We start from the raw sequence: 22,670 nt of genomic DNA on the forward strand, positions 1-22,670 counted from the left end.
ATGACTTCCGGCCAACTGGCGTACCTCGCCCTCGCGATCAGCGCCCTCGCCCTGATCCTGGGCGTGTGGGGGCTGCATGCCTGGTCCGGCGGCCGCGCCGACCGCGCCGCCCTCGTCGACCGCCTCGCCGACATCCCGGGCGGCCGGAGCCGCACCGCCCCCTTCGCCGGCCTCGACCGCCGGGTCCGCCGCACCACCTGGGGCCGCCGCCTCGCCGGACGCCTCGCCGCCACCGGTACCGACCTCACCCCCGGCCAGTTCGTCGCCGCCGCCGTGGGTGTCGTCGGCGGCGCCTGGATCCTCGCCCATGTCGTCCTCGCCCCCTTCTTCGGCCCGATCGCGGCCCTGCTGGCGGGCTGGTCCGCCAGCTCCTTCCTGAGCTGGCGGCAGCGCGTGCGCAACGAACGCTTCATCGCCCAGCTCCCCGAACTCTCCCGCGTCCTGGCCAACGCCACCCAGGCCGGGCTCGCGCTGCGCACGGCCGTGGGCATGGCGGCGGAGGAACTCGAGGCCCCGGCGGGCGAGGAGTTCAAACAGGTGGCCTACGCGCTGGCCCTCGGCCACTCCATCGAGGACGCCCTCGACGAACTGCGCGAACGCCTGCCCAGCCGCGAACTCGTCGTGCTGGTCTCCACGCTGGTGCTCAGCAGCCGGGCCGGCGGCTCCGTCGTGGAGTCCCTGCGGAACCTGACGGTCACCCTGGAGGAACGCAAGGAGACCCGGCGGGAGATCCGCACCCAGATGTCCCAGGTCACCGTCACCGCCTACGCGGTCCCCGTGATCGGCATCGGCTCCCTGCTGCTGCTCAACCAGATCATGCCGGGCTCGCTCAGCGCCATGACCGGCTCCGGCGCGGGCCGGATCGCGGTGCTGGTCGCCCTCGTGCTGTACGTCGTCGGCTTCGCCCTCATCCGGCGCATGTCCCGGATCGACGTGTGATGTCCATGACCCTCCTCATCGGCCTCGCCCTGGCACTGCTGATGGCGCTCGGCGTCACCGGCGTCGTCTACGGCATCGGCCTCTACCGCTCCGAGGTCAAGCTCCCCTCCGACCTCCAACTCGCCCTCGAGGTCGGCCGCACCCGCACCACCGCGGTGGGCAACGCCGTCGACCGCCTGGGCATCCGCTGGGCCCCCCGCGTACTGCGGCTCATGGGCCCCGCCCGGGTCAACAAGGTCCGCGCCCGCATCGACCACGCCGGCCACCCCTACGGCCTCACCGTCGACCGATACGCCGCCCGCCGCGCGGTCTACGGCGCCCTGGGCGCGCTGGCCGCCCTCGTCCTGCTGCGGGCCGGCCACTGGATGCTGGCCCTGGTCATGATCGCGTACGGCCTCGGCTGGACCGACCTGGGCATCTGGCTCGCCGTCCGCAGACGCCGCGACGAGATCGAGCGCACCCTCCCCGACTTCCTCGACGTCCTCGCCGTCGTCGTCAGCTCCGGACTCGGCTTCCGCCAGGCCCTGGAGCGGGTCTCCACCATCTACACCGGCCCCTGGTCCGACGAGATCCGCGTGGCCCTGCGCCAGATGGACGTCGGCATGAGCCGCCGCGACGCCTTCGACCAGCTCCGCCGCCGCAACCGCAGCGACCAGGTGAGCCAGTTCGTCACCGCTCTCCAGCAGGGCGAGGAACTCGGCGCCCCCATCGCCCGCACCCTCCTGCAGATCGCCCAGGACATGCGGCGCACCGAAGCCCAGAACGCCCGCCGCCGCGCCGCCCGTACGGTCCCGCGCGCGACCGGCGTCATCACCACGCTCCTCGTCCCGGCGACCATGATTCTTCTGATGACCGGCACCATCCTCGGATCCCGTATCAACTTCAGCGACCTCTTCGGGAATGGCTGAGGAGGGTGGTGGGTAGTGACGACAGCCGTCATATTGGGTGCACCAGTTGGCCCGGAATGGGCTGCGGAAGGCGGCGGTTGCGGTGTACATTTGCACTCGCAACCAAATTTGCACCTGCAATCAGCGCCAGCGGTGAGAGGCGGTGCGCCGTGGAGGACCTCGTCGTCGACAGCGCCGCCCCTGGCGTTCGCGAGACCCGGCGCCGCGCATGGGGCGTGACTGCCGGTTTTCATCCGGTAACGGAAGCAGGGAGCTGCAGTGATGAGCAGATGGGTTGCGAAGCGGATGTTGGCGCTGTGGACACGGTCCACAGCCGAAGGCGACCGGGGCCAGACGTCGTTCGAGTACCTGGGGATCGCGGTGGTGATCGCCGTGATCATCGGAGTGCTGGCGGGCACGACGGATATCGGAACGGCTGTGCTGAACGGAATCCTAGACAAGATCCAGGACATCATCGACGCCGGCTGAGCCAGCGCGGATGCGGCGACAGCGGGCAGACCCTGGGCATCTACATCGTCGCGGTAGCCGCGTTGTTCTTCCTCGCCTTCGCGTTCTTCGCCGTCGGCCAGGCCAGCGTCACCCGTAACAGCGCGCAGACGGCAGCCGACGCGGCGGCTCTCGGCGCTGCTCGTGCCATGCGCGACGGCATCGAGGACCAGTTCCTCGCTGCCCTCGAAGCGGGTGACGTCGACAAGTTGAACGACCTTCTCAGCGGCAAGGGCATGACAGGGGACGGCGCCTGTGATGCCGCCGGCACCTTGGCGAACGACAACAAAGCGGATCGGACGGGATGCGCGCAGGTCAGCGGGCCGCCCGGATACAAGGTGGACGTGAAGACCCAGGGGACGGTGGGCAAGTCGGTGGTCGACGGCACCGAGACCATGCACGCCAAAGCCACGGCGACCGGGGTCGTCGAGCCCCGGTGCACCGCTGAGGACACCGAGGGGAAGGTCGTCAGGTTCACTTGTAAGGGCGACCGGGTGTCCGTGGATCCCACTGCTGGCGACTTCACACTGAACCTGGCGGAGTTCTTCTCCGTCCATCTCAGCGAATGACGAACGGGGGACCCATGGGCACCCAACAGCGGGCGCGTGGCCGCAGGGCGATGACAACGGCGTTGGCCGCAACGGTCGTTGCCGTGGTGTTGACGGGGTGCGGCGGCGGTGACGGGAACAAGAAGTCCAGCGGTAAGTCGCAGACCACGAGCAGCGCCACGCACAAGAACGGCGGCTCGGACTCGTCCTCGTCATCGCCAACGGCTGATCCGACCGAGACGCTCGCCCAGATCAAGGGGGAGAAGGACATCGTCGTCACCGTCACCGAGGCCACCCGTGACTCAGGCGGCTTCGTGACGATAGAGGGCAGCATCACCAACAGCGGTACGGATTCGTTCAACGCCACGAACTGGATCGGCCAGCAACTCGACATCGCCAAATCAGGGGCCTCGGTTGCGGGCGCTATGCTCGTCGATCTCGCGGGCAAGAAGCGCTACTACGTCCTGCGTGACACGGATGGCGTGTGCCTGTGCACGACCAAGCTCATCGGCATCAAGCCCGGCGAGACACGCCCGTTCTTCGCCCAGTTCCCCGCTCCGCCCGCGTCCACCACGCAGGTGCAGTTCCAGTTGCCGACGATGCCCCCGGCCAATATCGAGATCTCGGAGGGGTGAGCCATGCCCCAGGCTGGAACCGGGAGTGCCGCGGTGGCCACGGCTGCCGTGCTGACGCTCTTCCTGATGCCGGTGACGGCGCGTGCGGACGGCAATCCGACGGCGCAGCCGAGTGCGAGCGCGCCGACCAGGATCGACACGGGTGATTCGGACCTGGAGCTGCCGGAGGGGGCGACGCTGGCGGCGCCCAAGGTCCTGGACATCATCTCGGTGACGGACTCCTCCAGCTCCAGGAACGCCACTGCCGATGACGGGGAGGAGCGGCACGAGGAGTCCAACTCCACGGTGACGTACGCCCTTCAGGCGGATGTCCTGTTCGGCAAGAACAGCGCGAAGCTCAGCTCGACCGCCACGTCCCGGATCAAGGCGATCGCGTCGGACATCGCCGACAAGAACGTCACGTCACCGATCCGGGTCTTCGGCTTCACGGACAACCTCGGGTCGTACGAGCACGGCAAGGCGCTGTCGAAGAACCGGGCGGACGCGGTCTACACGATCCTGGCCTCGGCGCTGGACTCGGCCGGTGGGGACACGTACTCCTTCCAGGTGCGGGGATACAGCGAGGACTACCCGATCGCGGACAACTCCACCGAGTCGGGCCGCAGGCAGAACCGGCGGGTCGAGATCACCTTCACCCCGCCCTCGGCCTCCTGAGTCGCCGTCCCGCCGCGCGGCGAGCGATCACGTGCCTGTCGGCTACGGATCATGGACTGGGAGCAGCGCGATCATCCAGGGAGTCCGTCGTGGAGTACGCGAAGATGCGCGCCATCGCCGACCAGCTCGCTGAGCATGCCCCGCCCCAGGTGCGCGCGATCGAGATCAGCGGTGACCAGATTGTCCTGATGATGTCGCCGTCCGAGTCCAACCCGCACGAGCTTGTGGTGCGCCGGCTGGGACGGCAGCTGGACGCGCAGCTCGAACTGACGTTGCCCGGAGTCATCGCGCACGGCGGGGCCGACCTTGAGGACCCGGAGGCCGGTATCGAGCGGCGCCCGGACCTCATGGTCTTCCCCGAGACGGTTCTGGAGTCGGGTGATGCCGTGCATCCCCGCGATGTCCTCGCCGTGGTCGAGGTCGTCTGCAAGTCGAATCCTGAGAACGACTACATGGGCAAGGTCCGCGACTACGCGGTGATGGGTATCGGCTGGTACCTCATCGTTGATCCCCGCCAGGGAACCGGCGAAATACTGTCCAACCCTGAGGGTGGGCGGTACCGCACCCGCACGACCTTCGCCTTCGGGGACACGGTCGGCCTCGCGAGCTGGACCGTGGACACGTCGGTCTTCCCCACCTACTGACGCCCTTCACTCGTACGGGTGAAGGGCGCGGCTGGGCCCGTAAAGGCTTCGCCAAGCGGGTGGACACATGGAGTTACGTGTCGGGCACGTTGCGGACTTGTGTGGAGCGGGAATGTCGCTCTAAAGGCTGCATTTTGTGACAAGGAAGGCGCTGGATGAGCGTTCTTGTCAAGGGAACTTTCACATGTCCCTCATGCCGTTGGCGCAGAAGGCCAGCTCACAAGCGGTACCTTGGAAGCCCCCCTCGGGCCGGTTCGCTCTCCCCCCCCTGCGAACCGGCCCGTTTTCTTTTCCGCGAGTGCGCGGAGTATCTGCAACCGGAACCAGAGGTTCGGCAGCCCGCCGGGGCCGCGCGGGAACCACGTGGGGCCGCAGCCGGTCTCCGTACCCGAAACGGCATACGGATCGCGGGACTTACGGGGGTTTCTGGGTCATGGACGACGATGTCTTTCCGGTGGTGTTCCTCGGGCTGCTGTCCGTGATCGCGCTGGCGATGCTGGTGATGATGGCGAAGGTCGTCGGGCGGGCGCGGTGGAGCAGCAGGGCGCTGAGCGGCGGGCTGCGGGCGGAGGGCCGGTGTGTGCGGGCCTATACGCGGACGCGCGGCACGGGGGACGGGTCGGTGCGGTCGCATCAGGTGTTCGTCATCGAGTTCACGGCGGAGCAGGGACGGCAGGTGCGGTTCGAGGACGAGTCGGTGCCGTCCACGACGATCGAGGGCGACCACCTGACCGTGGCGTACCTGCCGGAACGGCCGGAGCGGGCCACAGTGGTGCGGGAGGGCGCGCGGGCGCCCTTCGCGGAGGCGGCGTCGACGCTGCTGGTGCTGGGGATGTTCCTGGTGGTCGTGGTCGGGTTCGGGGTGGCGGGGTTCAGCATGATGCACGGCCTGTCCGGCGACCCCGACTCGGGCTTCTAGGGTCGCGGCCGCGACCGCGGCCTTCGGCCGCGCTGTTCCTCAGTCGCCGGACGGGCCGATGGCCACCTCCACGCTCATGCCCGCCCGCAGGCCCCAGGCCGCCATCGTGCCCGCCTCCGACTCCAGGACGTGACGTGCCCGCAGCCGTGGCCGGCCGAGCCGCCCCGGCGGCATCGTGCGGACGGCCAGTACCCGCAGCCGCCGGTCCAGGTAGGCGACGTCGATGGGAAAGCGCATCCCCAGGGTGTGGATGCTCGACGCCGGGGTCAGCAGCAGGGCCCCGGTCAGGCCGTCGCGGCCGAGCAGGCCACGGGTACGGGCCCGGTAGGAGGCGGCGATCCGCAGCGGTACCGCGACCGCCGCGGCGCCGGCGATCGTCAGTGTCGCGTTTCCGTCCCGCCAGCGGGCCATGGGGAGTTGGTCCCTCCGAGTAGTAGCGTCGGCGTGGTGTCTGTCTATCTCACTGTGGCGGCGGCCGTCTGGGGATCGGCGGCGGGGGCCCTGTTGCTGCCGCGGGCCGCGTACCGGCTGGCCGTCGAGCCCGGACAGCCGTGGCGGGCCGCCCGGGGCTGGGTCGGGCCCGGGCCGGGCGGGGTGCCGCTCGCGGCGGTGTGCGCGGTGGCGTGCGCGGCGCTGGCCCTGCGGGTGGGCGGACGGCCCGAGCTGGCGGTGTGGCTGCTGCTGGTCCCGGCCGGGGTGCTGCTGGCCCGGGTGGACCTGGCGGTGCTGCGGCTGCCGGACGTGCTGACGCTGCCCATGACGGCCGGCACGGCGGCCGGGCTCGGGGTCTGCGCGCTGCTGCCCGCCCACGCGGGTTCCTGGCCGCGCGCGCTGCTGGGCGGGGCGGTGCTGCTCGCCCTCTACTTCCTCCTCCACCTGATCTCTCCCGCCGGGATGGGTTTCGGCGACGTCAAGCTCGCCCCGGTGCTGGGCACCTCCCTGGGCTGGTACGGCTGGGGCGCGGTCGTCGCCGGTACGTTCACGGCCTTCGTACTCGGCGCGGTGGCCGGGCTGGTGCTGCTGGCGCTGCGCAGGGCGGACCGCGGGACGGCCATCCCCTTTGGACCCTTCATGCTCGCGGGGGCGCTCGGCGGGCTGCTGCTGGGTACCCGGTAGGGTGGCGAACGGGTGACGTGACAGCACCGCACCCCACCACCGCACCGCAGGAGGGGCCCGGTATGAATCTGCACGACCTGGTGCGTACGAAGGTGGTCGAGTTCTACGCCCGCCGGGTGGAACGCCGCCTCGACCTCACGCAGGTCCCCCAGCACATCGGCGTGATACTCGACGGCAACCGCCGCTGGGCGAAGGCCGCCGGCGGCACCAACGAGCAGGGCCACCGGGCCGGCGCGGACAAGATCACCGAGATGCTGGGCTGGTGCGAGGAGACCGGCGTCAAGGTGGTCACCCTGTGGCTGCTGTCCACCGACAACCTGACCCGTACCGCCGACCAGCTCGTGCCCCTGCTGGGGATCATCGAGGACGCGGTCAGCGGGCTCGCCGCCGACGGCCGCTGGCGCGTGCACCACGTCGGGGCGATGGATCTGCTCCCCGAGCAGACCCAGAAGGTCCTGAAGGAGGCCGAGCAGGCCACCGACGGCATCGACGGCATCCTGGTCAACGTCGCCGTCGGCTACGGCGGCCGCCAGGAGATCGCCGACGCCGTCCGTTCCCTCCTCCAGGAGCACGGCCGCCGCGGCACCTCCATCGAGGACCTCGCCGAGATCCTGGACATCGACCACATCGCCGAACACCTCTACACCCGCGGCCAGCCCGACCCCGACCTCGTCATCCGCACCTCGGGCGAGCAGCGGCTGTCCGGTTTCATGCTGTGGCAGAGCGCGCACAGCGAGTACTACTTCTGCGAGGTGTTCTGGCCGGCGTTCCGGAAGGTGGACTTCCTGCGGGCGCTGCGTGATTTCGGGGCGCGGGCCCGCAGATTCGGGGCGTAGCCGGGTAGCGGGGCGGGGCCGACCGCGCCGGGCCGGCCTTCCGGAAGGTGGACTTCCCCCCGTGCGCCGCGTGATATCCAGGCATGGAACCGCAGGTGAGGGGCTCGGGGAGCGGGTCGCGGGGGGTGCGCCGGGGGAACGGGTTTCGCACCACGGTCATATGCGGCTGCATAGGCCTCCCCTTTCGAGGGAATACACCGGTCAGACCGGCATCCGGACCATGGGTGCCGGACAGCAGCGGGCGGCACGTGGCCGTCCGCCCGGGAGGCCCATTGCACACGGACGAGCTGTCTTCAGGAATTTCGACTCCTGATCCGGACAGCGCCGACCGCGTCGACTCGGAGGGCCGTGGTCCGGCCTTTCTGGTCGGTCCCGGCCCAGTCCCGCGCGACGCAGTCGCACCCCGACCTCTCCCGAGGGGGTTCGTCCACACGTGGTGACCAGCAAGAATCGCCGTGAGCACGACCGGCGCACTTACGTACTCGACACCAGCGTGCTGCTTGCCGACCCGAATGCCCTCACCCGCTTCGACGAGCACGAGGTCGTGCTCCCGGTGGTGGTGGTCACCGAGTTGGAGGCCAAGCGGCACCACCCAGAACTCGGCTACTTCGCCCGCCAGGCGCTGCGGCTGCTCGACGAGTACCGGATCCGGTACGGACGCCTGGACGCGCCCATTCCGATCGGTGAGCTGGGTGGCACACTCCGTGTCGAACTGAACCACTCGGATCCGGGTGTGCTCCCCGCCGGTTTCCGCCTCGGGGACAACGACTCGCGCATCCTGGCCGTGGCCCGCAATCTGCAGGCCGAGGGCTACGACGTGACGGTCGTGTCCAAGGATCTGCCGCTGCGCGTCAAGGCCAGCTCCGTCGGCCTGCTGGCCGAGGAGTACCGGGCCGAGCTGGCGATCACCTCCGGCTACACCGGCATGGAGGAGCTGGTGGTCTCCGCGGAGGACGTGGACTCGCTCTTCCAGGAGGAGTCGGTCTTCCTGCCGGAGGCGGCGGACATGCCGGTGCACACCGGCCTGGTGCTCCAGTCCGACCGGGGCAAGGCGCTCGGCCGGGTCACGGACGACGGCCGGGTCAGGCTCGTACGCGGCGACCGCGAGGCCTTCGGCATCCACGGCCGCAGCGCGGAGCAGCGCATCGCGCTGGATCTGCTGCTCGACCCGGACATCGGCATCGTGTCGATGGGCGGCCGGGCCGGCACCGGCAAGTCGGCGCTCGCGCTGTGCGCGGGCCTGGAAGCGGTGCTGGAGCGCCAGCAGCACAAGAAGGTGATGGTCTTCCGGCCGCTGTACGCCGTCGGCGGGCAGGAGCTGGGCTATCTGCCGGGCAGCGAGTCGGAGAAGATGAGCCCGTGGGCGCAGGCGGTCTTCGACACGCTCTCCGCCGTCACCTCGAAGGAGGTCATCGAGGAGGTCGTGGCGCGCGGGATGCTGGAGGTGCTGCCGCTCACGCACATCCGGGGCCGGTCGCTGCATGACGCGTTCGTCATCGTCGACGAGGCCCAGTCCCTCGAACGGAACGTGCTTTTGACCGTGTTGTCCCGAATCGGGCAGGGGTCACGGGTGGTGCTCACCCATGACGTCGCCCAGCGCGACAACTTGAGGGTCGGCCGCTACGACGGCGTGGTCGCGGTCGTCGAGAAGCTCAAGGGGCACCCGCTCTTCGCCCACATCACCCTCAACCGCTCCGAGCGCTCGGCCATCGCCGCGCTCGTCACCGAGATGCTGGAGGACGGCCACGCGTAACAGGTGAGTTGACGGTCCGCCGGGCTGCTGCGCCGCGAGGGCGCAGCAGCCTAGCGCTGTCCGGGGAGACCGCGCGGGGGTTTCCAAGAAGACCGAGGTTCAAACGGCGTGTGACGTTCGCCACGCAGCAGAGAATTGCGCAACCGCGCCGGGCTGCGGCAGGCTGTCGGTTCTGTCAGGCCCCGCTTACGGCACTCCTGTACCTGCTGAGCCCTCAAGGCCCAGAAGGAACGCAAGAAACCAGAACTCAACAACGTCAGCCGTAAGCCGCCCGAGCACCACACGGACTCTCCGGACGACGGAGGTTCCTACGGGCCAGCGCTTCTTGTGACCGGAGCAGGAGGAAGCCAGCGCCAGGGGCAGGAACGCGTCCGCGAGGTCACCACGCGGGCGATGCTGGAAGGAAACCGTGTGAGCCGGATCTCGGTCCGGGGATTCGCGGTGGCTTCGGCCACTGCGGTCACCACAGTGGGCGCCGTCGTAGGCGTCGCCGCGGGAAGCGTGCCGGCAACGGCCGCTGCCCTGCCCGCCGCTGACGCGACGACCGTACTCGGGGACATACCCTCGGGTCAGCAGGTCCAGCAGGCCTCGCTGACACAGCAGGTGCAGGCGCAGTCGGACGCAGCCGACGCGACCGCGCGCAAGACCGCGGAGGAGACAGCCCGCAAGACGGCAGCCCGGACCGCCGCCGTCAGGAAGCAGGCGGCGGACGACGCGGCCGCGGCCAAGAAGCAGAAGGCCGCCGACGAGAAGAAGGCCAAGGCCCTCACCGCCACGGTCAAGAGCTCGTACAGCGTCGCCGAGGTCCAGGCGATGGCGCAGTCGATCATCGGCGACTCCACGCAGTACCAGTGCTTCTCCAACATCGTCACGCGGGAGAGCGGCTGGAACTACACGGCCACCAACGCCTCCTCGGGTGCCTACGGCCTCGTCCAGGCCCTTCCCGGCACCAAGATGGCCTCGGCCGGCGCCGACTGGCGCACCAACCCGGCCACCCAGATCAAATGGGGCCTCAGCTACATGAACGGCCGTTACGACAGTCCGTGCGGTGCCTGGTCCTTCTGGCAGGCGAACCACTGGTACTGAGTGGTGTCCCGAAGCCCCCGAGTGCTTGGCGCTCGGGGGCTTTGTGCTGTCCGCCCGGCATGAGTGCCGCACTCGGGGGCAACCTGGGTGGCACGTAGAGTCGTCCGTGCACAAGGGCCGCACAGGGGCCCGGGAGCACGGACACCAGTACAGCCAGAGGCAGAGGCAGAGGACGCGATGTCTGAGAAGCGCCAGTGGGGCGCCGGGTTCGCAGCGGAACTGGCGAGACTTGCCGGACGGCTGGAGGAGGCGCGGGCAGCCGCCAAGGCCGCGGCCGAGGCGGAGGCGGCGGCCGAGGAGAGGGCCGAGCGCGCTCTCAGGGCCGCCGAGCGGGGGCCGGTGACCCGGCGCGGCGGGACGGGACCGGCCGATCCGGTGGCTGCGGTGCCGTTCGGCATGCGGGTCGCCGCCGAGGTCGGCTGGCGGCTGCTGGTGCTGGCCGGCACGGTGTGGGTGCTGATGAAGGTGATCGGCACCATCCAGCTCGTCATCCTCGCCTTCGTCGCCGCTCTCCTGATCACCGCGCTGCTGCAGCCCTTCGTGGGCCGGCTCAAGCGGCGCGGGGTGCACCGCGGGCTGGCCACCGCCATCACGTTCATCGGCGGCTTCGTCGTCATGGGCCTGGTCGGCTGGTTCGTGGTGTGGCAGGTCATGGAGAACATAGACAACCTCTCCACCAGCCTCCAGGACGGCATCACCGAGCTCAAGCGCTGGCTTCTCAACAGCCCGTTCCATGTCACCGAGGACCAGATCAACCAGATCGCCAAGAACCTCCAGGACGCGATCGGTTCCAACTCCAAGGCGCTCACCGAGACCGGCCTGGCGGGTGTCACCGTCGTCATCGAGTTCCTCACCGGCATCCTGCTGGCGATGTTCAGCACGCTGTTCCTGCTCTACGACGGCGCCAACATCTGGAACTGGGTCCTCAGGCTCTTCCCCGCCGCCGCCCGCGACGGGCTGTCCGGCGCCGGCCCGCGCGCCTGGCGGACGCTGACCCTGTATGTGCGCGGCACGGTGATAGTGGCCCTGATCGACGCCACCTTCATCGGAGTCGGCATCTACTTCCTCGGTGTGCCGATGGCCGTGCCGCTCGCCGTGATCATCTTCCTGGCGGCCTTCGTGCCGCTGGTCGGCGCGGTGGCGTCGGGGGCGATCGCGATGGTCGTCGCGCTGGTGACGGAGGGACCGTTCACCGCGCTGATGGTGCTGCTGGTGGTGCTGGCCGTGCAGCAGATCGAGGGCCACATCCTCCAGCCGTTCATCCTCGGCCGGGCGGTGCGGGTGCACCCGCTGGGAGTGATCCTGTCGGTCGCCGCCGGTTCACTGGTCGCCGGCATCGGCGGGGCCGTCGTCGCGGTGCCGCTGGTGGCGGTCACCAACACCGTCGTCGGCTACCTGCGCGCCCACGCCCGGGAGGCCGAACCGAGCGAGCCGTCCGACGATCCCGCCCCGCACGGCGCGCCCCCGGCGGCGGCGCCCCCCGCCGCGGCGCCCCCGGCGGCCGGCACACCCCACGACCCCGGGTCCTGAGGCGCCGGGAGACCGTCCGCCGCTGAGCGCCCGCCGGTTACGACCGTCCGGCAGCCAGGACGGCCTCGACATCCAGCTCGACCCCGGACCCGACCGAGGCGGGAAGGGTGACGCGCTCACCGGGGGGCATCGACCGGGGCTGTTCGTCCGGACGTGGGTCATGACGTGATGCAGCCCCGGGGCACGGGCAGGCTCACCGGCCCCGGGGCTGCCGTCGTGGCGGAGACCGGCCGTCAGCCGTCACCGTCAGCCGTCACCGTCAGCCGCCGTTGACGTTCGCGGCGATCCGGTCGCCGACCTCCTTGTCGATGTTGCGCCAGTACTGGAGGGCGCGTTCCACCAACGGGGCGCTGACGCCGTTCTTCAGGTGGCCGGAGACGTTCGACACCAGCCGCGCGCGGGCCTCGTCGTCCAGCACCTGCCGTACCTGGGTGCCGGCCTGTCCCCAGTCGTCGTCCTCGCGGTGCAGCTTGTAGGCCTCGCGCACCATCGCTCCGGCCGACTCCCAGCCCGCCGGGTCGCCGAACCGGTCCAGGTCGGCGGCCGGGCCGCCGTAGGAGTTCGGGGCGTACACCGCGCCCGTACGCGACGGTTCGAAGCGCATGGGCCCGTCCTTGGCGTAGGAGTGCACCGGCACGTGCGGCCGGTTCGGCGGCAGTTGCGCGTAGTTGGGGCCGATCCGGTAGCGGTGCGTGTCGGCGTACGAGAAGAGCCGGCCGAGCAGCATCTTGTCGGGCGAGGGGCCGATGCCGGGGACCATGTTGTTGGGCTCGAAGGCGGCCTGCTCGATGTGGACGAAGTAGTCCTCGGGGTTCCGGTCGAGGGTCATCCGGCCGACGTCGATCAGCGGGTAGTCGCCGTGCGGCCACACCTTGGTGAGGTCGAACGGGTTGAAGCGGTAGTCCGCCGCGTCCTCGAAGGGCATGATCTGCACCTTCAGGGTCCAGGACGGGTGGTCGCCGCGCTCGATCGAGTCGAACAGGTCGCGCCGGTGGAAGTCGCCGTCCGCGCCCGCGAGGTGGTCGGCCTCCGCCTGGGGGAGGTAGTCGATGCCCTGGTCGGTCTTGAAGTGGTACTTGACCCAGAACTTCTGGCCGGTGCCGCTGACCCACATGTAGGTGTGCGACCCGTAGCCGTTCATGTGCCGGTACGTCCGGGGGATGCCCCGGTCGCCCATCAGCCAGGTGACCATGTGCGCGGACTCCGGGGACAGGGTCCAGAAGTCCCACTGCATGTTGTTGTCGCGCAGCCCGCTGTCCGGGCGGCGCTTCTGCGAGCGGATGAAGTCCTGGAACTTGATCGGGTCGCGTACGAAGAAGACCGGCGTGTTGTTGCCGACCAGGTCGTAGTTGCCCTGCTCGGTGTAGAACTTCAGCGCGAAGCCGCGCGGGTCCCGCCAGGTGTCCGGGCTGCCGAGCTCGCCGGCCACGGTGGAGAAGCGGGCCAGCATCTGCGTGCGCTTCCCCGGCTGGAACAGGTCGGCCCTGGTGAACCGGCTGACGTCGTTCGTCACTTCGAAGACGCCGTACGCTCCCGAGCCCTTGGCGTGCACCACCCGCTCGGGGACCCGTTCGCGGTTGAACTGGGCCATCTTCTCGATGAGGTAGTGGTCGTGGAGCAGAATCGGGCCGTCCGAGCCGACCGTGAGCGAGTGGGCGTCGCTCTCCACCGGGATTCCGGCGTTGGTGGTGGTGGGGGGAATGGGGGTGCTCATACGAGTCGGTCCTCCCGTCGTGATCTTGAAAGAGTCCGTCGGGGGCTCACGTTGCAGTCAACCCCGCAGATTGGATATCGGCAACAGCTTGGACCGTGTCCAGGATTGAATGGCGTACATGGCCGTGGGCCGTGCCCGGATCAGCCTCCGGCGGCCATCCGGACGGCTTCCGCCGCCGTCGGCGTCCGGATGCGGACCGTGGCGCCGACCAGCGCGCCGGGCCTCGCCCCCTGGGACCGGTCCGCCGCCCACGGCGGCTGCGGTCCCGCCGGGTCGTGAGCCGGCGAGGGGAGGTCGCGCACCTCCCGGGCGACCCCGGCCGCCCCCCGCGAGCGGCGTCGCAGCTCGGGGCCGGCGGGGCGCTCGTACCCGCCCAGGACCACCGGGCCACCGGCGGCGGACCCCGGACCCCGCTCAGGGTCCACCGCGGTGTCTACCGGTGAAGGCCGCCCGGAATGCCCATCTCGAACCAGACGACCTTGCCGGCGCTCAGCCGGGTCGCGCCCCAGCGCTGCGCCATGCGGGAGACCAGGTAGAGGCCGCGACCACCCTCGTCGTGGGCCTGGGCGTGGCGCATCCGGGGCAGGGTGGGGGCGTCGTCGCCGACCTCGCACCGCAGGACGTCGGTGCGCAGCAGCCGCAGCGTGACGGGACGTTCGGCGTAGCGGACGGCGTTGGTGACGATCTCGCTGACCAGCAGTTCCGTCGCCTCGGTCAGGGGTTCCAGGTCCCAGCGGCGCAGGGCCTGGCGGACCAGGCGGCGGGCCCGGCCGACGGTCTGGGCGCGGGGCTCCAGGAACCAGTAGGCGACATCGCGGGGGGCGATGCCGTCGAAGCGGGCGGCGAGCAGGGCGATGTCGTCGTCCCGGTCGCCGGGACCGAGTATTTCCAGCACCTCGTCGCACAGGGGTTCGAGCGGCGGCGGGGAGACGATCTGCGACGCGGCGTGCAGCCGCTCGCGCAGCATCTCGATGCCGCCCCAGACGTCGCGGGTCCGGGACTCCACCAGGCCGTCGGTGTAGAGCAGCAGGGTCGCCCCGGCGGGCGCGGGCAGCTCCACGGCCTCGAAGGGCACCCCGCCCACGCCGATGGGCGCGCCCGGCGGGACCCGCAGTACCTCGGCCAGGCCGTTGGCGTGCAGCAGCACCGGCGGCGGGTGGCCCGCGTTGGCGATGGTGACCCGGTGCGCTATCGGGTCGTAGACGGCGTAGACGCAGGTGGCCATCCGGTCCTGGCCGAGCCGCTGGGCCTGCTCGTCCAGGTGGTACAGCACCTCCTGCGGGGCCAGGTCCAGCCCGGCCAGGGTCTGGACCGTCGTACGGAGCTGGCCCATGATCGCGGCGGAGGTCATGGAGTGGCCCATGACGTCGCCGACGACCAGCGCGACCCGGCTGCCGGGCAGCGGGATGGCGTCGTACCAGTCGCCGCCGACCCGGGCCGACTCGGCGGCGGGCAGATAGCGGCTGGCCAGGCGTACGCCGGTGGGCTGCGGGAGCGAGTCGGGCAGCATCTCGCGCTGGAGGGAGTCCGCGATGTACGCCTCGCGGTCGTAGAGCACGGCCTTGTCGACGCCGAGCGCGGTGTGGGTGGCCAGCTGCGCGGCGACCAGCAGATCGTCCGGCTCGAAGGGCGGCCGGTCGGGACGGCGCAGCAGCACGGCCGCGCCGATCACCCGGCGGCGTCCGCGCAGCGGCGCGAGGATCGCGCGGCGGCCGGTCGGAAGGATTAAGTCGCCGGTCCGGGAGTCGATGGACGTGGCGTCCGGGCAGCCGCCGACCAGCTCGCTGAGCGCGGCGCCGGCCTGCGGGGTCTCCGAGAACAGCGGCCGCACCCCGCGCAGCACCTCGGCCAGCGGCCCGTCCGTGGGCACGTCGATGGTGTCGGCGGCGGCCCCGTACGCGCCCTCGGTCGACGGCACCACCGGCAGCAGGGCGCCGGTCTCGGGGGACTGCTCGGAGGCGCTCTCGTCCGGGGCCCGGTCGGTACGGCGCAGCCGCAGCACCAGCGGCCCGGAAGGCCGCTCCTCGCCCACCGGCAGCGGGTCGCGCAGATAGACCAGGATGGCGTCGGCGAAGGCCGGCACCGCCGACCGGCACAGACCGAGCAGGATCTCGTCGAGGTCGATGCCCCGGGCGATACGGCGGGTCGCCGCGCCCACGTAGCGCAGCCGCTCGGCCTCGCGGCTCGGCTCGGCGGCCGGGCTCGGCAGCCCCCGGGCCGGCGTTCCGGCGCCCGGTCCGCCGCCGAGCTGTCCGCCGAGTGCCCTGAGGGCCTGGGCGCCGCTGGACTCCTCGTCCGCCGGGTGCCCGGCGGCGACCTGCGCGGCCGCCATGTCCCGGGCCGTGGAGCGGGTGCCGTGCGGCGGGGTGCCGGGCAGCGGGGTGCCGGGCGGCGTGGAGTCGGCCGCGGCCGGTGCCCGGTTACGGCCGCCCTTGTTGCGCTTGGGGCGGGACGTGGCGAAGCCGCTGCGGGGGTCCGGCACCTGCGGGGCGGCGCCGGCGTCCGTGCCCGGGGGAGGACCCGGGGGCGGGGCGACAGGGCGCGCGGCACCCGCCGCCGTCGTCGATGCAGCGGCCTGCTGGGTCGTGCGCTCCGTGCTCACCCTGGTCGTTCCATCCGGTCGGTACGTCACACGCGTCGTCGGCAGTGCAGGAAGAGCTGCTCCTCCGGCGGTCCGTCAAAAGCTGTCGGTGAGCAGGGATGCGAGTCCTCCTTCAGTACGTCAAATCCCGCCTCTTCCACCACCTGACGCAAATCATCCCGTAGATAACCCGATACCCGGACAGTGTTACCAAGGAACGGCATCTCGAAGCCTGCCTCGTCGCCCGCGTCCATTTCCACCATCCCCAGGGTGAACCGGCCGCCGGGGACGAGCAGATCACGGATGACCCCCAGTGCGTGGGGAATCCCTGAACGGGGCAGTGTCAGCAGCGAGAAGAAGGCGGTGACGCCCTCGAAGCGGCAGAGCCGGTCGGCCCGGTCGAGCCGGCCGATGTCGGCGATCCCGGCCCGCAGGAAGGCGGCCTCGGGCACGGACTCGCGGGCCAGCGCGAGCATTCCGGCGGACAGGTCGATGCCGGTCACGTCCAGCCCGGCGTCCACGAGCTGCCGGCAGGTCGGAAGTCCGGTGCCGCAGCCGATGTCGAGCACCCGCGCCCCGATGGGCAGTGCCTCGGTGAGCCAGCCGGCCGCCGCGATCTGCCCCTCCTTCTCGGGGAACTCCGCCTCGGTCCAGCAGGCACCGTGGAGCAGTACGTCGGCGTCGCCGCGACCGTAAACTCCGACTCCCACAGCCTGGGCCTCCTGTGACGTGACTGGACCTTGCGAGCCTGGTGAGCCTCGCGGCTTGTGTCGCTGCCTGGTTGACGTAGCGTCAAACCATAGTGGTGATCCGTAAATTGCGCAGTCTTGCGGAAGACGATCCTACGTTTGATGTAGGAGGGCGCAGCTTCGGACCCATGCGGTCACCCTGCCGGACGGTCCCAGTCGTCCGGAAGAGCCGGTACCGGCCACGCCGGATTAGGACGCCAGTTCTCCCACCCGTCCTGGAACGGACGCCCCCACGCGTGGATCACCCCGACCGCCCGCTGCCCGGCCTCCCGGACCCGCCGCGCCGTCGCCCCCGGCATCAGTCCCACCGCCTGGGCCTGCGCGAACTCGTCCTCGTCCAGCCACTGCCAACTACGGTCCGGGGCGACGGCGATGTCCAGGAAGTGGTCCTGCGAGTCGATGCCGCCGGCCCACCGCCGCCGTGGCTCCTCCAGATTCACGTACCAGTTCTTGAACCGCCAGCCCTGCTCCCAGAACAGCCACACCGACCACGGCTCCCCGGGCCGCGCCAGCTTGAGCACCCCGGTGCCCCACCACTGCTCGACGCGCGTAGTGCGTGGCTTCACATAGCGCGTGGCCAGGGGCTCCCGGTGGATCGCCGAGCCGTCCGCCAGCACCGGCTTCACGCAGGCCGTCCCGGGGGCCATCCACACGGCCAGCAGATCGGGGTCGTCCCGTACGACCGTCACGGGGCGGCAGATGTGCAGTTCGTCGGTGGCGTTGCCGCGGTAGCGCCACAGCACCTGGTCCCCGGGCGACCAGCGGTCGCGGGCCGCCGCCGGTCCCGGGGGAAGAAGGATGTCCGCTGTCATGAACAGATCTTACGGATTGTGTGTTACGTAGACATCACCTTCCGGGCGATACGGACTACGGGCGCGTCATCCGCAGGACGTCGAGGGCCTCGTCGAGCTGCCCCTCGGTGAGCAGCCCGCGCTCCACGTACCCCGCCTCCAGCACCACTTCCCGGATCGTCCGGCGCTCCGCCAGGGCCCGCTTGGCGACCTTCGCGGCCTCCTCGTACCCGATGTACCGGTTGAGCGGCGTCACCACCGACGGCGACGACTCCGCGTACTCCCGGGCGCGTTCGACGTTCGCGGTGATCCCGTCGACGGTGCGGTCCGCCAGCAGCCGGGAGACGTTGGCGAGCAGCCGCACCGACTCCAGGATGTTGCGGGCGATCACCGGCAGCATCACGTTCAGCTCGAAGTTGCCCGCCGCGCCGGCCGCCGCGATCGTCGCGTCGTTGCCGGTCACCTGGGCCGCGACCATCAGCACCGCCTCCGGGATCACCGGGTTCACCTTGCCCGGCATGATCGAGGACCCGGGCTGGAGGTCGGGGAGGTTGATCTCGGCGAGTCCGGTACGGGGGCCCGAGGCCATCCACCGCAGGTCGTTGGCGATCTTCGTCAGCCCGACCGCGACGGTCCGCAGCTGCCCCGAGGTCTCCACGATCCCGTCCCGCGCGCCCTGCGCCTCGAAGTGGTTGCGCGCCTCGGTCAGCGGCAGCCCCGTCACCCGGGCCACCTCGGCGATCACCGCCGCGGAGAAGCCGGGCGGCGTGTTGATCCCCGTCCCCACCGCCGTCCCGCCCAGCGGCAGCTCCGCCAGCCGCGGCAGCGACGCCCGCAGCCGCTCCACGCCGTACCGCACCTGCGCCGCGTACCCGCCGAACTCCTGCCCCAGCGTCACCGGCGTCGCGTCCATCAGATGCGTACGCCCCGACTTCACCACCCCGGCGAACTCCTCCGCCTTCCGCTCCAGCGCGGCCGCCAGGTGCTCCAGCGCCGGTACCAGGTCCCCGGTGACGGCGGCCGTGGCCGCGATGTGCACGGAGGACGGGAAGACGTCGTTGGACGACTGGCTCGCGTTGACGTGGTCGTTGGGGTGCACAGCGCGGCCCAGCCGCTCCGAGGCGAGGGTCGCGATCACCTCGTTCGCATTCATGTTCGACGACGTCCCCGAGCCGGTCTGGAACACGTCGACCGGGAAGTGCTCGTCCCACTTGCCCGCCGCCACCTCCGCGGCCGCCTCCTGGACCGCCTCCGCCACGTCCTTGTCCAGCACCCCGAGGCCGGCGTTGACCTTCGCCGCCGCCCCCTTGATCCGGGCCAGCGCCGCGATGTGCGCCCGCTCGATCCGCTGCCCGCTCACCGGGAAGTTCTCCACCGCCCGCTGCGTCTGCGCCCGCCACTTCGCGTGCGCCGGCACCCGCACCTCGCCCATGGAGTCGTGCTCGGTCCGGTATCCCTCGGCAGCCCTGTCGTCGCTCATACCTATGACAGTGCCCGGGAACGGAGATTCTGTTCCCGGGCACCTTGTGTACGCGTTCGTGCGTACACTTTGGTCATGGACGAGAGCATCAGCGTGCGGGAAGCCCGCACCCACCTGTCCGACCTCATCAACCAGGCCGAGGCGGGGGACTCCACCGTCATCACCCGGAACGGCACGCCGGTCGCCGCCATAGTGCCGATCGCCGAATTCCAGGCGCTCGAAGACGCCGCGGACGAGATGCTCGCCCGTGAAGCCGTCCAGCACCTGGACGAGCCGACCGTCTCCATGGCGGAGTTGCTGGCCGACCTGTTCGCCGAGGACCCCGGGCACTCGACGCGCGGGGATGCCGCGTGAAGTACGCCTTCCGTTTCACCACCGCTGCTCAGCGGCAGCTGCGAGCCATCGATCAACCCACCGCGATGCGGATTCTCACGGCTCTCACACGGCTGGGCGACGATCCGTTCCGTGAGGACGCCGACGTCAAGAAGCTCACCGGTGCCGGGGGTCTCTTCCGGCTGCGTGTCGGCAACTGGCGGGTCGCCTACCAGGTCGACGGCGGACAGCTGATCGTCCTCGTCGTCAGGACCGGCAACCGCAGGGACGTCCACCCCGACTTGTGAGGACGGCGGGGGAGCGAGAGCCCGCCCCCCGCCGTCCTCACCGGCGCTACGCCCCGGGCCGCACCGGGATGGTGGTGAAGGTCGGGGTGGTCGGGGCCGGGTCCTGGAAGAAGTCATTGCCCTTGTCGTCCACTACGACGAAGGCGGGGAAGTCCTCGACCTCGATCTTCCAGACCGCTTCCATGCCGAGCTCGGCGTACTCGATGACCTCGACCTTCTTGATGCAGTCCTGGGCGAGGCGGGCCGCGGGGCCGCCGATGGAGCCGAGGTAGAAGCCGCCGTGGGCGGCGCACGCGTCGGTGACCTGCTGGGAGCGGTTGCCCTTGGCCAGCATGACCTGGGAGCCGCCGGCGGCCTGGAACTGCTCGACGTAGGCGTCCATCCGGCCGGCGGTGGTGGGACCGAAGGAGCCGGAGGCGTAGCCCTCGGGGGTCTTGGCGGGGCCCGCGTAGTAGACGGCGTGGTCGCGGAGGTACTGCGGCATGCCCTCGCCGGCGTCGAGGCGTTCCTTGATCTTGGCGTGGGCGATGTCGCGGGCGACGACCAGCGGCCCGGTCAGGGACAGCCGCGTCTTGACCGGGTACTTGGTCAGCTCGGCGCGGATCTCGTCCATCGGGCGGTTGAGGTCGACGCGCACGACCCCGTCGTCGGACAGGTGCTCGTCGGTGGTCTCCGGCAGGAAGCGCGCCGGGTCGGTCTCCAGCTGCTCCAGGAAGACGCCCTCCGGGGTGATCTTCGCGAGCGCCTGGCGGTCGGCGGAGCAGGAGACCGCGATGGCGACCGGGCAGGACGCGCCGTGCCGGGGGAGGCGGACCACCCGTACGTCGTGGCAGAAGTACTTGCCGCCGAACTGGGCGCCGATGCCGATCCGCTGGGTGAGCTCGAAGACCTTCTGCTCCAGCTCCTTGTCGCGGAAGCCGTGGCCGGTCGCGGAGCCCTCGGCGGGCAGCTCGTCGAGGTAGTGCGCGGAGGCGTACTTCGCGGTCTTGAGCGCGTACTCGGCCGAGGTGCCGCCGACCACGATCGCCAGGTGGTACGGCGGGCAGGCCGAGGTGCCGAGCGAGCGGATCTTCTCCTCCAGGAACTTCATCATGGAGGCCTCGTTCAGGACCGCCTTGGTCTCCTGGTAGAGGAAGGACTTGTTGGCCGAGCCGCCGCCCTTGGCCATGAAGAGGAACTTGTAGGCGCCGCCGTCGGTCGCGTACAGCTCGATCTGGGCGGGCAGGTTGGAGCCGGTGTTCTTCTCGTCCCACATGGTCAGCGGGGCCATCTGCGAGTAGCGCAGATTGAGCCTGGTGTACGCGTCGTACACGCCCCGCGAGAGGGCTTCCTCGTCGCCGCCGGCGGTGAGGACGTTCTGGCCGCGCTTGCCCATGACGATGGCGGTGCCGGTGTCCTGGCACATGGGGAGCACGCCGGCGGCCGCGATGTTGGCGTTCTTGAGCAGGTCCAGGGCGACGAAGCGGTCGTTCGGGGACGCCTCGGGGTCGTCGAGGATGCGGCGCAGCTGGGCGAGGTGGGCCGGGCGCAGATAGTGCGAGATGTCGTGCATGGCCTCGGCGGCGAGCGCGCGCAGCGCCTCCGGCTCGACCTTGAGGAAGGTGCGGCCGTCGGCCTGGAAGGTGCTGACGCCTTCGGCGGTGACCAGACGGTACGGCGTGGTGTCCTCGCCGAGGGGGAGCAGATCGGTATAGGCAAACTCAGGCATTGTGGACAGTCCTCACTGCGCCGCGTCGATGAAGCGCGTCAAGCGTAGAACGTGACCGGCCCGCCGGCGGTGTGAGGTGACCCTCACCTCGGTCGTGCTCGACCCGCACAGGCCCTAGTCGCGATCTATCGCGTTTGTGTACGGTAGGCGGGTGGATGAGTCGTCGCTCCAGAAGCGTGAACAGCCCTCCGTCGCCGAGGCCGTACTCCGTGCGTCCGACGCGGACCGTGACCGTGTCTCCGACATCCTCCGCGACGCGCTCGCGGAGGGCCGGTTGACGACCGAAGAGCACTCCGAGCGGCTCGACGCGGTCTACGAGGCCAAGACCGTCGGCCAACTGGAGCCGCTGGTCAGGGATCTGCCCGTGCCCGGCGGCCACGCCGCCCAAGCGCCGCGGGTGGTGCCGGTGCCGGACGGCACCGGTGAGAACCCCAACCTGATCGGCATCCTGGGCGGCGGGGAACGCAAGGGCCGCTGGCGGGTCGGTAGCCGGATCAACGCGGTCGCGATCATGGGCGGTGTCGAGATCGACCTCACCGAGGCGACCTTCACCTCTCCCGAGCTGGTGATCAACTGCACCGCGATCATGGGCGGTATCTCGATCCGGGTCCCGGAGAACGTCACGCTGCGGGGCGGCGGTGTGGTCGGGATCATGGGCGGTTCCGACATCAAGGCGTACGAGTCCCCGGACCCGGGGGCGCCGGTGATCAGGATCCAGGGCTTCGCCTTCTGGGGCGGTGTGGAGGCCAAACCCAAGCGGGGCAAGCGGCTGAGACCGCACGGCGCCAGGCCCGGACTCGACGGCTGAACCCCGCCGACACGACCACGTCCTCCGGCCGCACAGCCGGCGCCGGGCACCCGGCAGGCGCGGCGCGCGGCGCGCGGCACCCGGCAGGCGCGGCCCGCGGCCCCCGGCCCCCGGCGCCGCGCGCCGCGGTCGCGGTCCGGGAACGTGGGCCTGTCGGCCCGGCCG

The 22,670-nt window shown here is 70.7% G+C and carries 24 protein-coding genes; 16 read left to right on the plus strand and 8 right to left on the minus strand.

Annotation, left to right across the window (positions count from 1 at the left end; all coding sequences use genetic code 11):
• From RWE79_RS24765 to RWE79_RS24800, 8 genes are all read left to right on the plus strand, one after another.
• Entirely contained in the window at positions 1–939 is a 939-nt protein-coding gene (locus tag RWE79_RS24765; RefSeq protein ID WP_475942256.1) for a type II secretion system F family protein, read from the plus strand.
• Positions 939–1,847 (plus strand): DUF5936 domain-containing protein, encoded by a 909-nt coding sequence (locus RWE79_RS24770; protein WP_475942257.1) that lies wholly within the window; start codon positions 939–941, stop codon positions 1,845–1,847. The genes RWE79_RS24765 and RWE79_RS24770 overlap by 1 nt, the downstream gene beginning before the upstream one ends.
• A gap of 261 nt (positions 1,848–2,108) precedes the next feature.
• A complete protein-coding gene (locus RWE79_RS24775; RefSeq protein ID WP_475942258.1) occupies positions 2,109–2,315 on the plus strand; it encodes a hypothetical protein in 207 nt (68 codons plus the stop codon).
• A 32-nt stretch (positions 2,316–2,347) separates the two neighbouring features.
• On the plus strand, positions 2,348–2,902 hold the full coding sequence (locus RWE79_RS24780) for a pilus assembly protein TadG-related protein (protein ID WP_475946078.1): 555 nt from the start codon (positions 2,348–2,350) through the stop codon (positions 2,900–2,902).
• 14 nt (positions 2,903–2,916) lie between these two features.
• Positions 2,917–3,516, plus strand: coding sequence for a hypothetical protein (locus tag RWE79_RS24785; RefSeq protein ID WP_475942259.1), 600 nt, complete (start codon positions 2,917–2,919; stop codon positions 3,514–3,516).
• A 3-nt stretch (positions 3,517–3,519) separates the two neighbouring features.
• Complete coding sequence (locus RWE79_RS24790; protein WP_475942260.1) at positions 3,520–4,170, plus strand: OmpA family protein; 651 nt, start codon at positions 3,520–3,522, stop codon at positions 4,168–4,170.
• Between the two features lie 89 nt (positions 4,171–4,259).
• On the plus strand, positions 4,260–4,814 hold the full coding sequence (locus RWE79_RS24795; RefSeq protein WP_475942261.1) for a Uma2 family endonuclease: 555 nt from the start codon (positions 4,260–4,262) through the stop codon (positions 4,812–4,814).
• A 433-nt stretch (positions 4,815–5,247) separates the two neighbouring features.
• On the plus strand, positions 5,248–5,733 hold the full coding sequence (locus tag RWE79_RS24800) for a DUF3592 domain-containing protein (RefSeq protein ID WP_475942262.1): 486 nt from the start codon (positions 5,248–5,250) through the stop codon (positions 5,731–5,733).
• A gap of 39 nt (positions 5,734–5,772) precedes the next feature.
• On the opposite strand, the gene RWE79_RS24805 is transcribed toward RWE79_RS24800, so the two are convergent.
• Complete coding sequence (locus tag RWE79_RS24805; protein ID WP_475942263.1) at positions 5,773–6,144, minus strand: DUF192 domain-containing protein; 372 nt, start codon at positions 6,142–6,144, stop codon at positions 5,773–5,775.
• Between the two features lie 36 nt (positions 6,145–6,180).
• Between RWE79_RS24805 and RWE79_RS24810 the strand changes: the two genes are divergently transcribed.
• From RWE79_RS24810 to RWE79_RS24830, 5 genes are all read left to right on the plus strand, one after another.
• On the plus strand, positions 6,181–6,849 hold the full coding sequence (locus RWE79_RS24810; protein WP_475942264.1) for a prepilin peptidase: 669 nt from the start codon (positions 6,181–6,183) through the stop codon (positions 6,847–6,849).
• A gap of 62 nt (positions 6,850–6,911) precedes the next feature.
• Positions 6,912–7,685 carry an isoprenyl transferase gene (locus tag RWE79_RS24815; protein WP_475942265.1) on the plus strand — a complete coding sequence of 258 codons (774 nt, stop codon included), beginning with the start codon at positions 6,912–6,914 and terminating at the stop codon, positions 7,683–7,685.
• Between the two features lie 433 nt (positions 7,686–8,118).
• Positions 8,119–9,438 (plus strand): PhoH family protein, encoded by a 1,320-nt coding sequence (locus RWE79_RS24820; RefSeq protein ID WP_475942266.1) that lies wholly within the window; start codon positions 8,119–8,121, stop codon positions 9,436–9,438.
• Between the two features lie 411 nt (positions 9,439–9,849).
• Positions 9,850–10,524 (plus strand): aggregation-promoting factor C-terminal-like domain-containing protein, encoded by a 675-nt coding sequence (locus RWE79_RS24825; RefSeq protein ID WP_475942267.1) that lies wholly within the window; start codon positions 9,850–9,852, stop codon positions 10,522–10,524.
• Positions 10,525–10,701: 177 nt separating this feature from the next.
• Positions 10,702–12,054, plus strand: a complete 1,353-nt coding sequence (locus RWE79_RS24830) for an AI-2E family transporter (protein WP_475942268.1) — start codon at positions 10,702–10,704, stop codon at positions 12,052–12,054.
• Between the two features lie 259 nt (positions 12,055–12,313).
• Here the strand turns inward: RWE79_RS24830 and RWE79_RS24835 are convergent, their stop codons facing one another.
• From RWE79_RS24835 to RWE79_RS24860, 6 genes are all read right to left on the minus strand, one after another.
• Entirely contained in the window at positions 12,314–13,768 is a 1,455-nt protein-coding gene (locus RWE79_RS24835; protein WP_475942269.1) for a catalase, read from the minus strand.
• 140 nt (positions 13,769–13,908) lie between these two features.
• Positions 13,909–14,193 (minus strand): hypothetical protein, encoded by a 285-nt coding sequence (locus RWE79_RS24840; RefSeq protein ID WP_475942270.1) that lies wholly within the window; start codon positions 14,191–14,193, stop codon positions 13,909–13,911.
• Positions 14,194–14,201: 8 nt separating this feature from the next.
• Positions 14,202–16,370: an ATP-binding SpoIIE family protein phosphatase gene (locus tag RWE79_RS24845; protein ID WP_475942271.1), complete on the minus strand. Its 2,169-nt coding sequence runs from the start codon at positions 16,368–16,370 to the stop codon at positions 14,202–14,204.
• Positions 16,371–16,396: 26 nt separating this feature from the next.
• A complete protein-coding gene (locus RWE79_RS24850; RefSeq protein WP_475946080.1) occupies positions 16,397–17,020 on the minus strand; it encodes a class I SAM-dependent DNA methyltransferase in 624 nt (207 codons plus the stop codon).
• Positions 17,021–17,232: 212 nt separating this feature from the next.
• The gene (gene fomD, locus RWE79_RS24855) at positions 17,233–17,910 is read right to left on the minus strand and encodes a cytidylyl-2-hydroxypropylphosphonate hydrolase (RefSeq protein ID WP_475942272.1); all 678 of its coding nucleotides are present in this window, start codon (positions 17,908–17,910) and stop codon (positions 17,233–17,235) included.
• Positions 17,911–17,965: 55 nt separating this feature from the next.
• Positions 17,966–19,369 carry a class II fumarate hydratase gene (locus RWE79_RS24860; protein WP_475942273.1) on the minus strand — a complete coding sequence of 468 codons (1,404 nt, stop codon included), beginning with the start codon at positions 19,367–19,369 and terminating at the stop codon, positions 17,966–17,968.
• Positions 19,370–19,444: 75 nt separating this feature from the next.
• On the opposite strand from RWE79_RS24860, the gene RWE79_RS24865 reads away from it, so the two are divergent.
• Complete coding sequence (locus RWE79_RS24865; RefSeq protein ID WP_475942274.1) at positions 19,445–19,723, plus strand: type II toxin-antitoxin system Phd/YefM family antitoxin; 279 nt, start codon at positions 19,445–19,447, stop codon at positions 19,721–19,723.
• Positions 19,720–19,989, plus strand: coding sequence for a type II toxin-antitoxin system RelE family toxin (locus RWE79_RS24870; RefSeq protein ID WP_475942275.1), 270 nt, complete (start codon positions 19,720–19,722; stop codon positions 19,987–19,989). Before RWE79_RS24865 ends, RWE79_RS24870 begins: the two co-directional genes overlap by 4 nt.
• Before the next feature lie 46 nt (positions 19,990–20,035).
• Here RWE79_RS24870 and RWE79_RS24875 read toward each other — a convergent pair whose 3' ends face one another.
• Positions 20,036–21,697: a fumarate hydratase gene (locus tag RWE79_RS24875; RefSeq protein ID WP_475942276.1), complete on the minus strand. Its 1,662-nt coding sequence runs from the start codon at positions 21,695–21,697 to the stop codon at positions 20,036–20,038.
• Between the two features lie 151 nt (positions 21,698–21,848).
• Between RWE79_RS24875 and RWE79_RS24880 the strand changes: the two genes are divergently transcribed.
• On the plus strand, positions 21,849–22,505 hold the full coding sequence (locus tag RWE79_RS24880; RefSeq protein WP_475942277.1) for a DUF1707 SHOCT-like domain-containing protein: 657 nt from the start codon (positions 21,849–21,851) through the stop codon (positions 22,503–22,505).
• Positions 22,506–22,670 lie beyond the last annotated feature (165 nt).

The organism is Streptomyces sp. RLA131 (assembly GCF_056270125.1).

Coding starts and splice junctions, on each gene's coding strand:
- RWE79_RS24765 (WP_475942256.1), top strand. CDS start 1: ATGACTTCCGGCCAACTGGCGTACCTCGCCCTCGCGATCAGCGCCCTC.
- RWE79_RS24770 (WP_475942257.1), top strand. CDS start 939: ATGTCCATGACCCTCCTCATCGGCCTCGCCCTGGCACTGCTGATGGCG.
- RWE79_RS24775 (WP_475942258.1), top strand. CDS start 2,109: ATGAGCAGATGGGTTGCGAAGCGGATGTTGGCGCTGTGGACACGGTCC.
- RWE79_RS24785 (WP_475942259.1), top strand. CDS start 2,917: ATGGGCACCCAACAGCGGGCGCGTGGCCGCAGGGCGATGACAACGGCG.
- RWE79_RS24790 (WP_475942260.1), top strand. CDS start 3,520: ATGCCCCAGGCTGGAACCGGGAGTGCCGCGGTGGCCACGGCTGCCGTG.
- RWE79_RS24800 (WP_475942262.1), top strand. CDS start 5,248: ATGGACGACGATGTCTTTCCGGTGGTGTTCCTCGGGCTGCTGTCCGTG.
- RWE79_RS24805 (WP_475942263.1), bottom strand. CDS start 6,144: ATGGCCCGCTGGCGGGACGGAAACGCGACACTGACGATCGCCGGCGCC.
- RWE79_RS24815 (WP_475942265.1), top strand. CDS start 6,912: ATGAATCTGCACGACCTGGTGCGTACGAAGGTGGTCGAGTTCTACGCC.
- RWE79_RS24830 (WP_475942268.1), top strand. CDS start 10,702: ATGTCTGAGAAGCGCCAGTGGGGCGCCGGGTTCGCAGCGGAACTGGCG.
- RWE79_RS24835 (WP_475942269.1), bottom strand. CDS start 13,768: ATGAGCACCCCCATTCCCCCCACCACCACCAACGCCGGAATCCCGGTG.
- fomD (WP_475942272.1), bottom strand. CDS start 17,910: ATGACAGCGGACATCCTTCTTCCCCCGGGACCGGCGGCGGCCCGCGAC.
- RWE79_RS24860 (WP_475942273.1), bottom strand. CDS start 19,369: ATGAGCGACGACAGGGCTGCCGAGGGATACCGGACCGAGCACGACTCC.
- RWE79_RS24865 (WP_475942274.1), top strand. CDS start 19,445: ATGGACGAGAGCATCAGCGTGCGGGAAGCCCGCACCCACCTGTCCGAC.
- RWE79_RS24875 (WP_475942276.1), bottom strand. CDS start 21,697: ATGCCTGAGTTTGCCTATACCGATCTGCTCCCCCTCGGCGAGGACACC.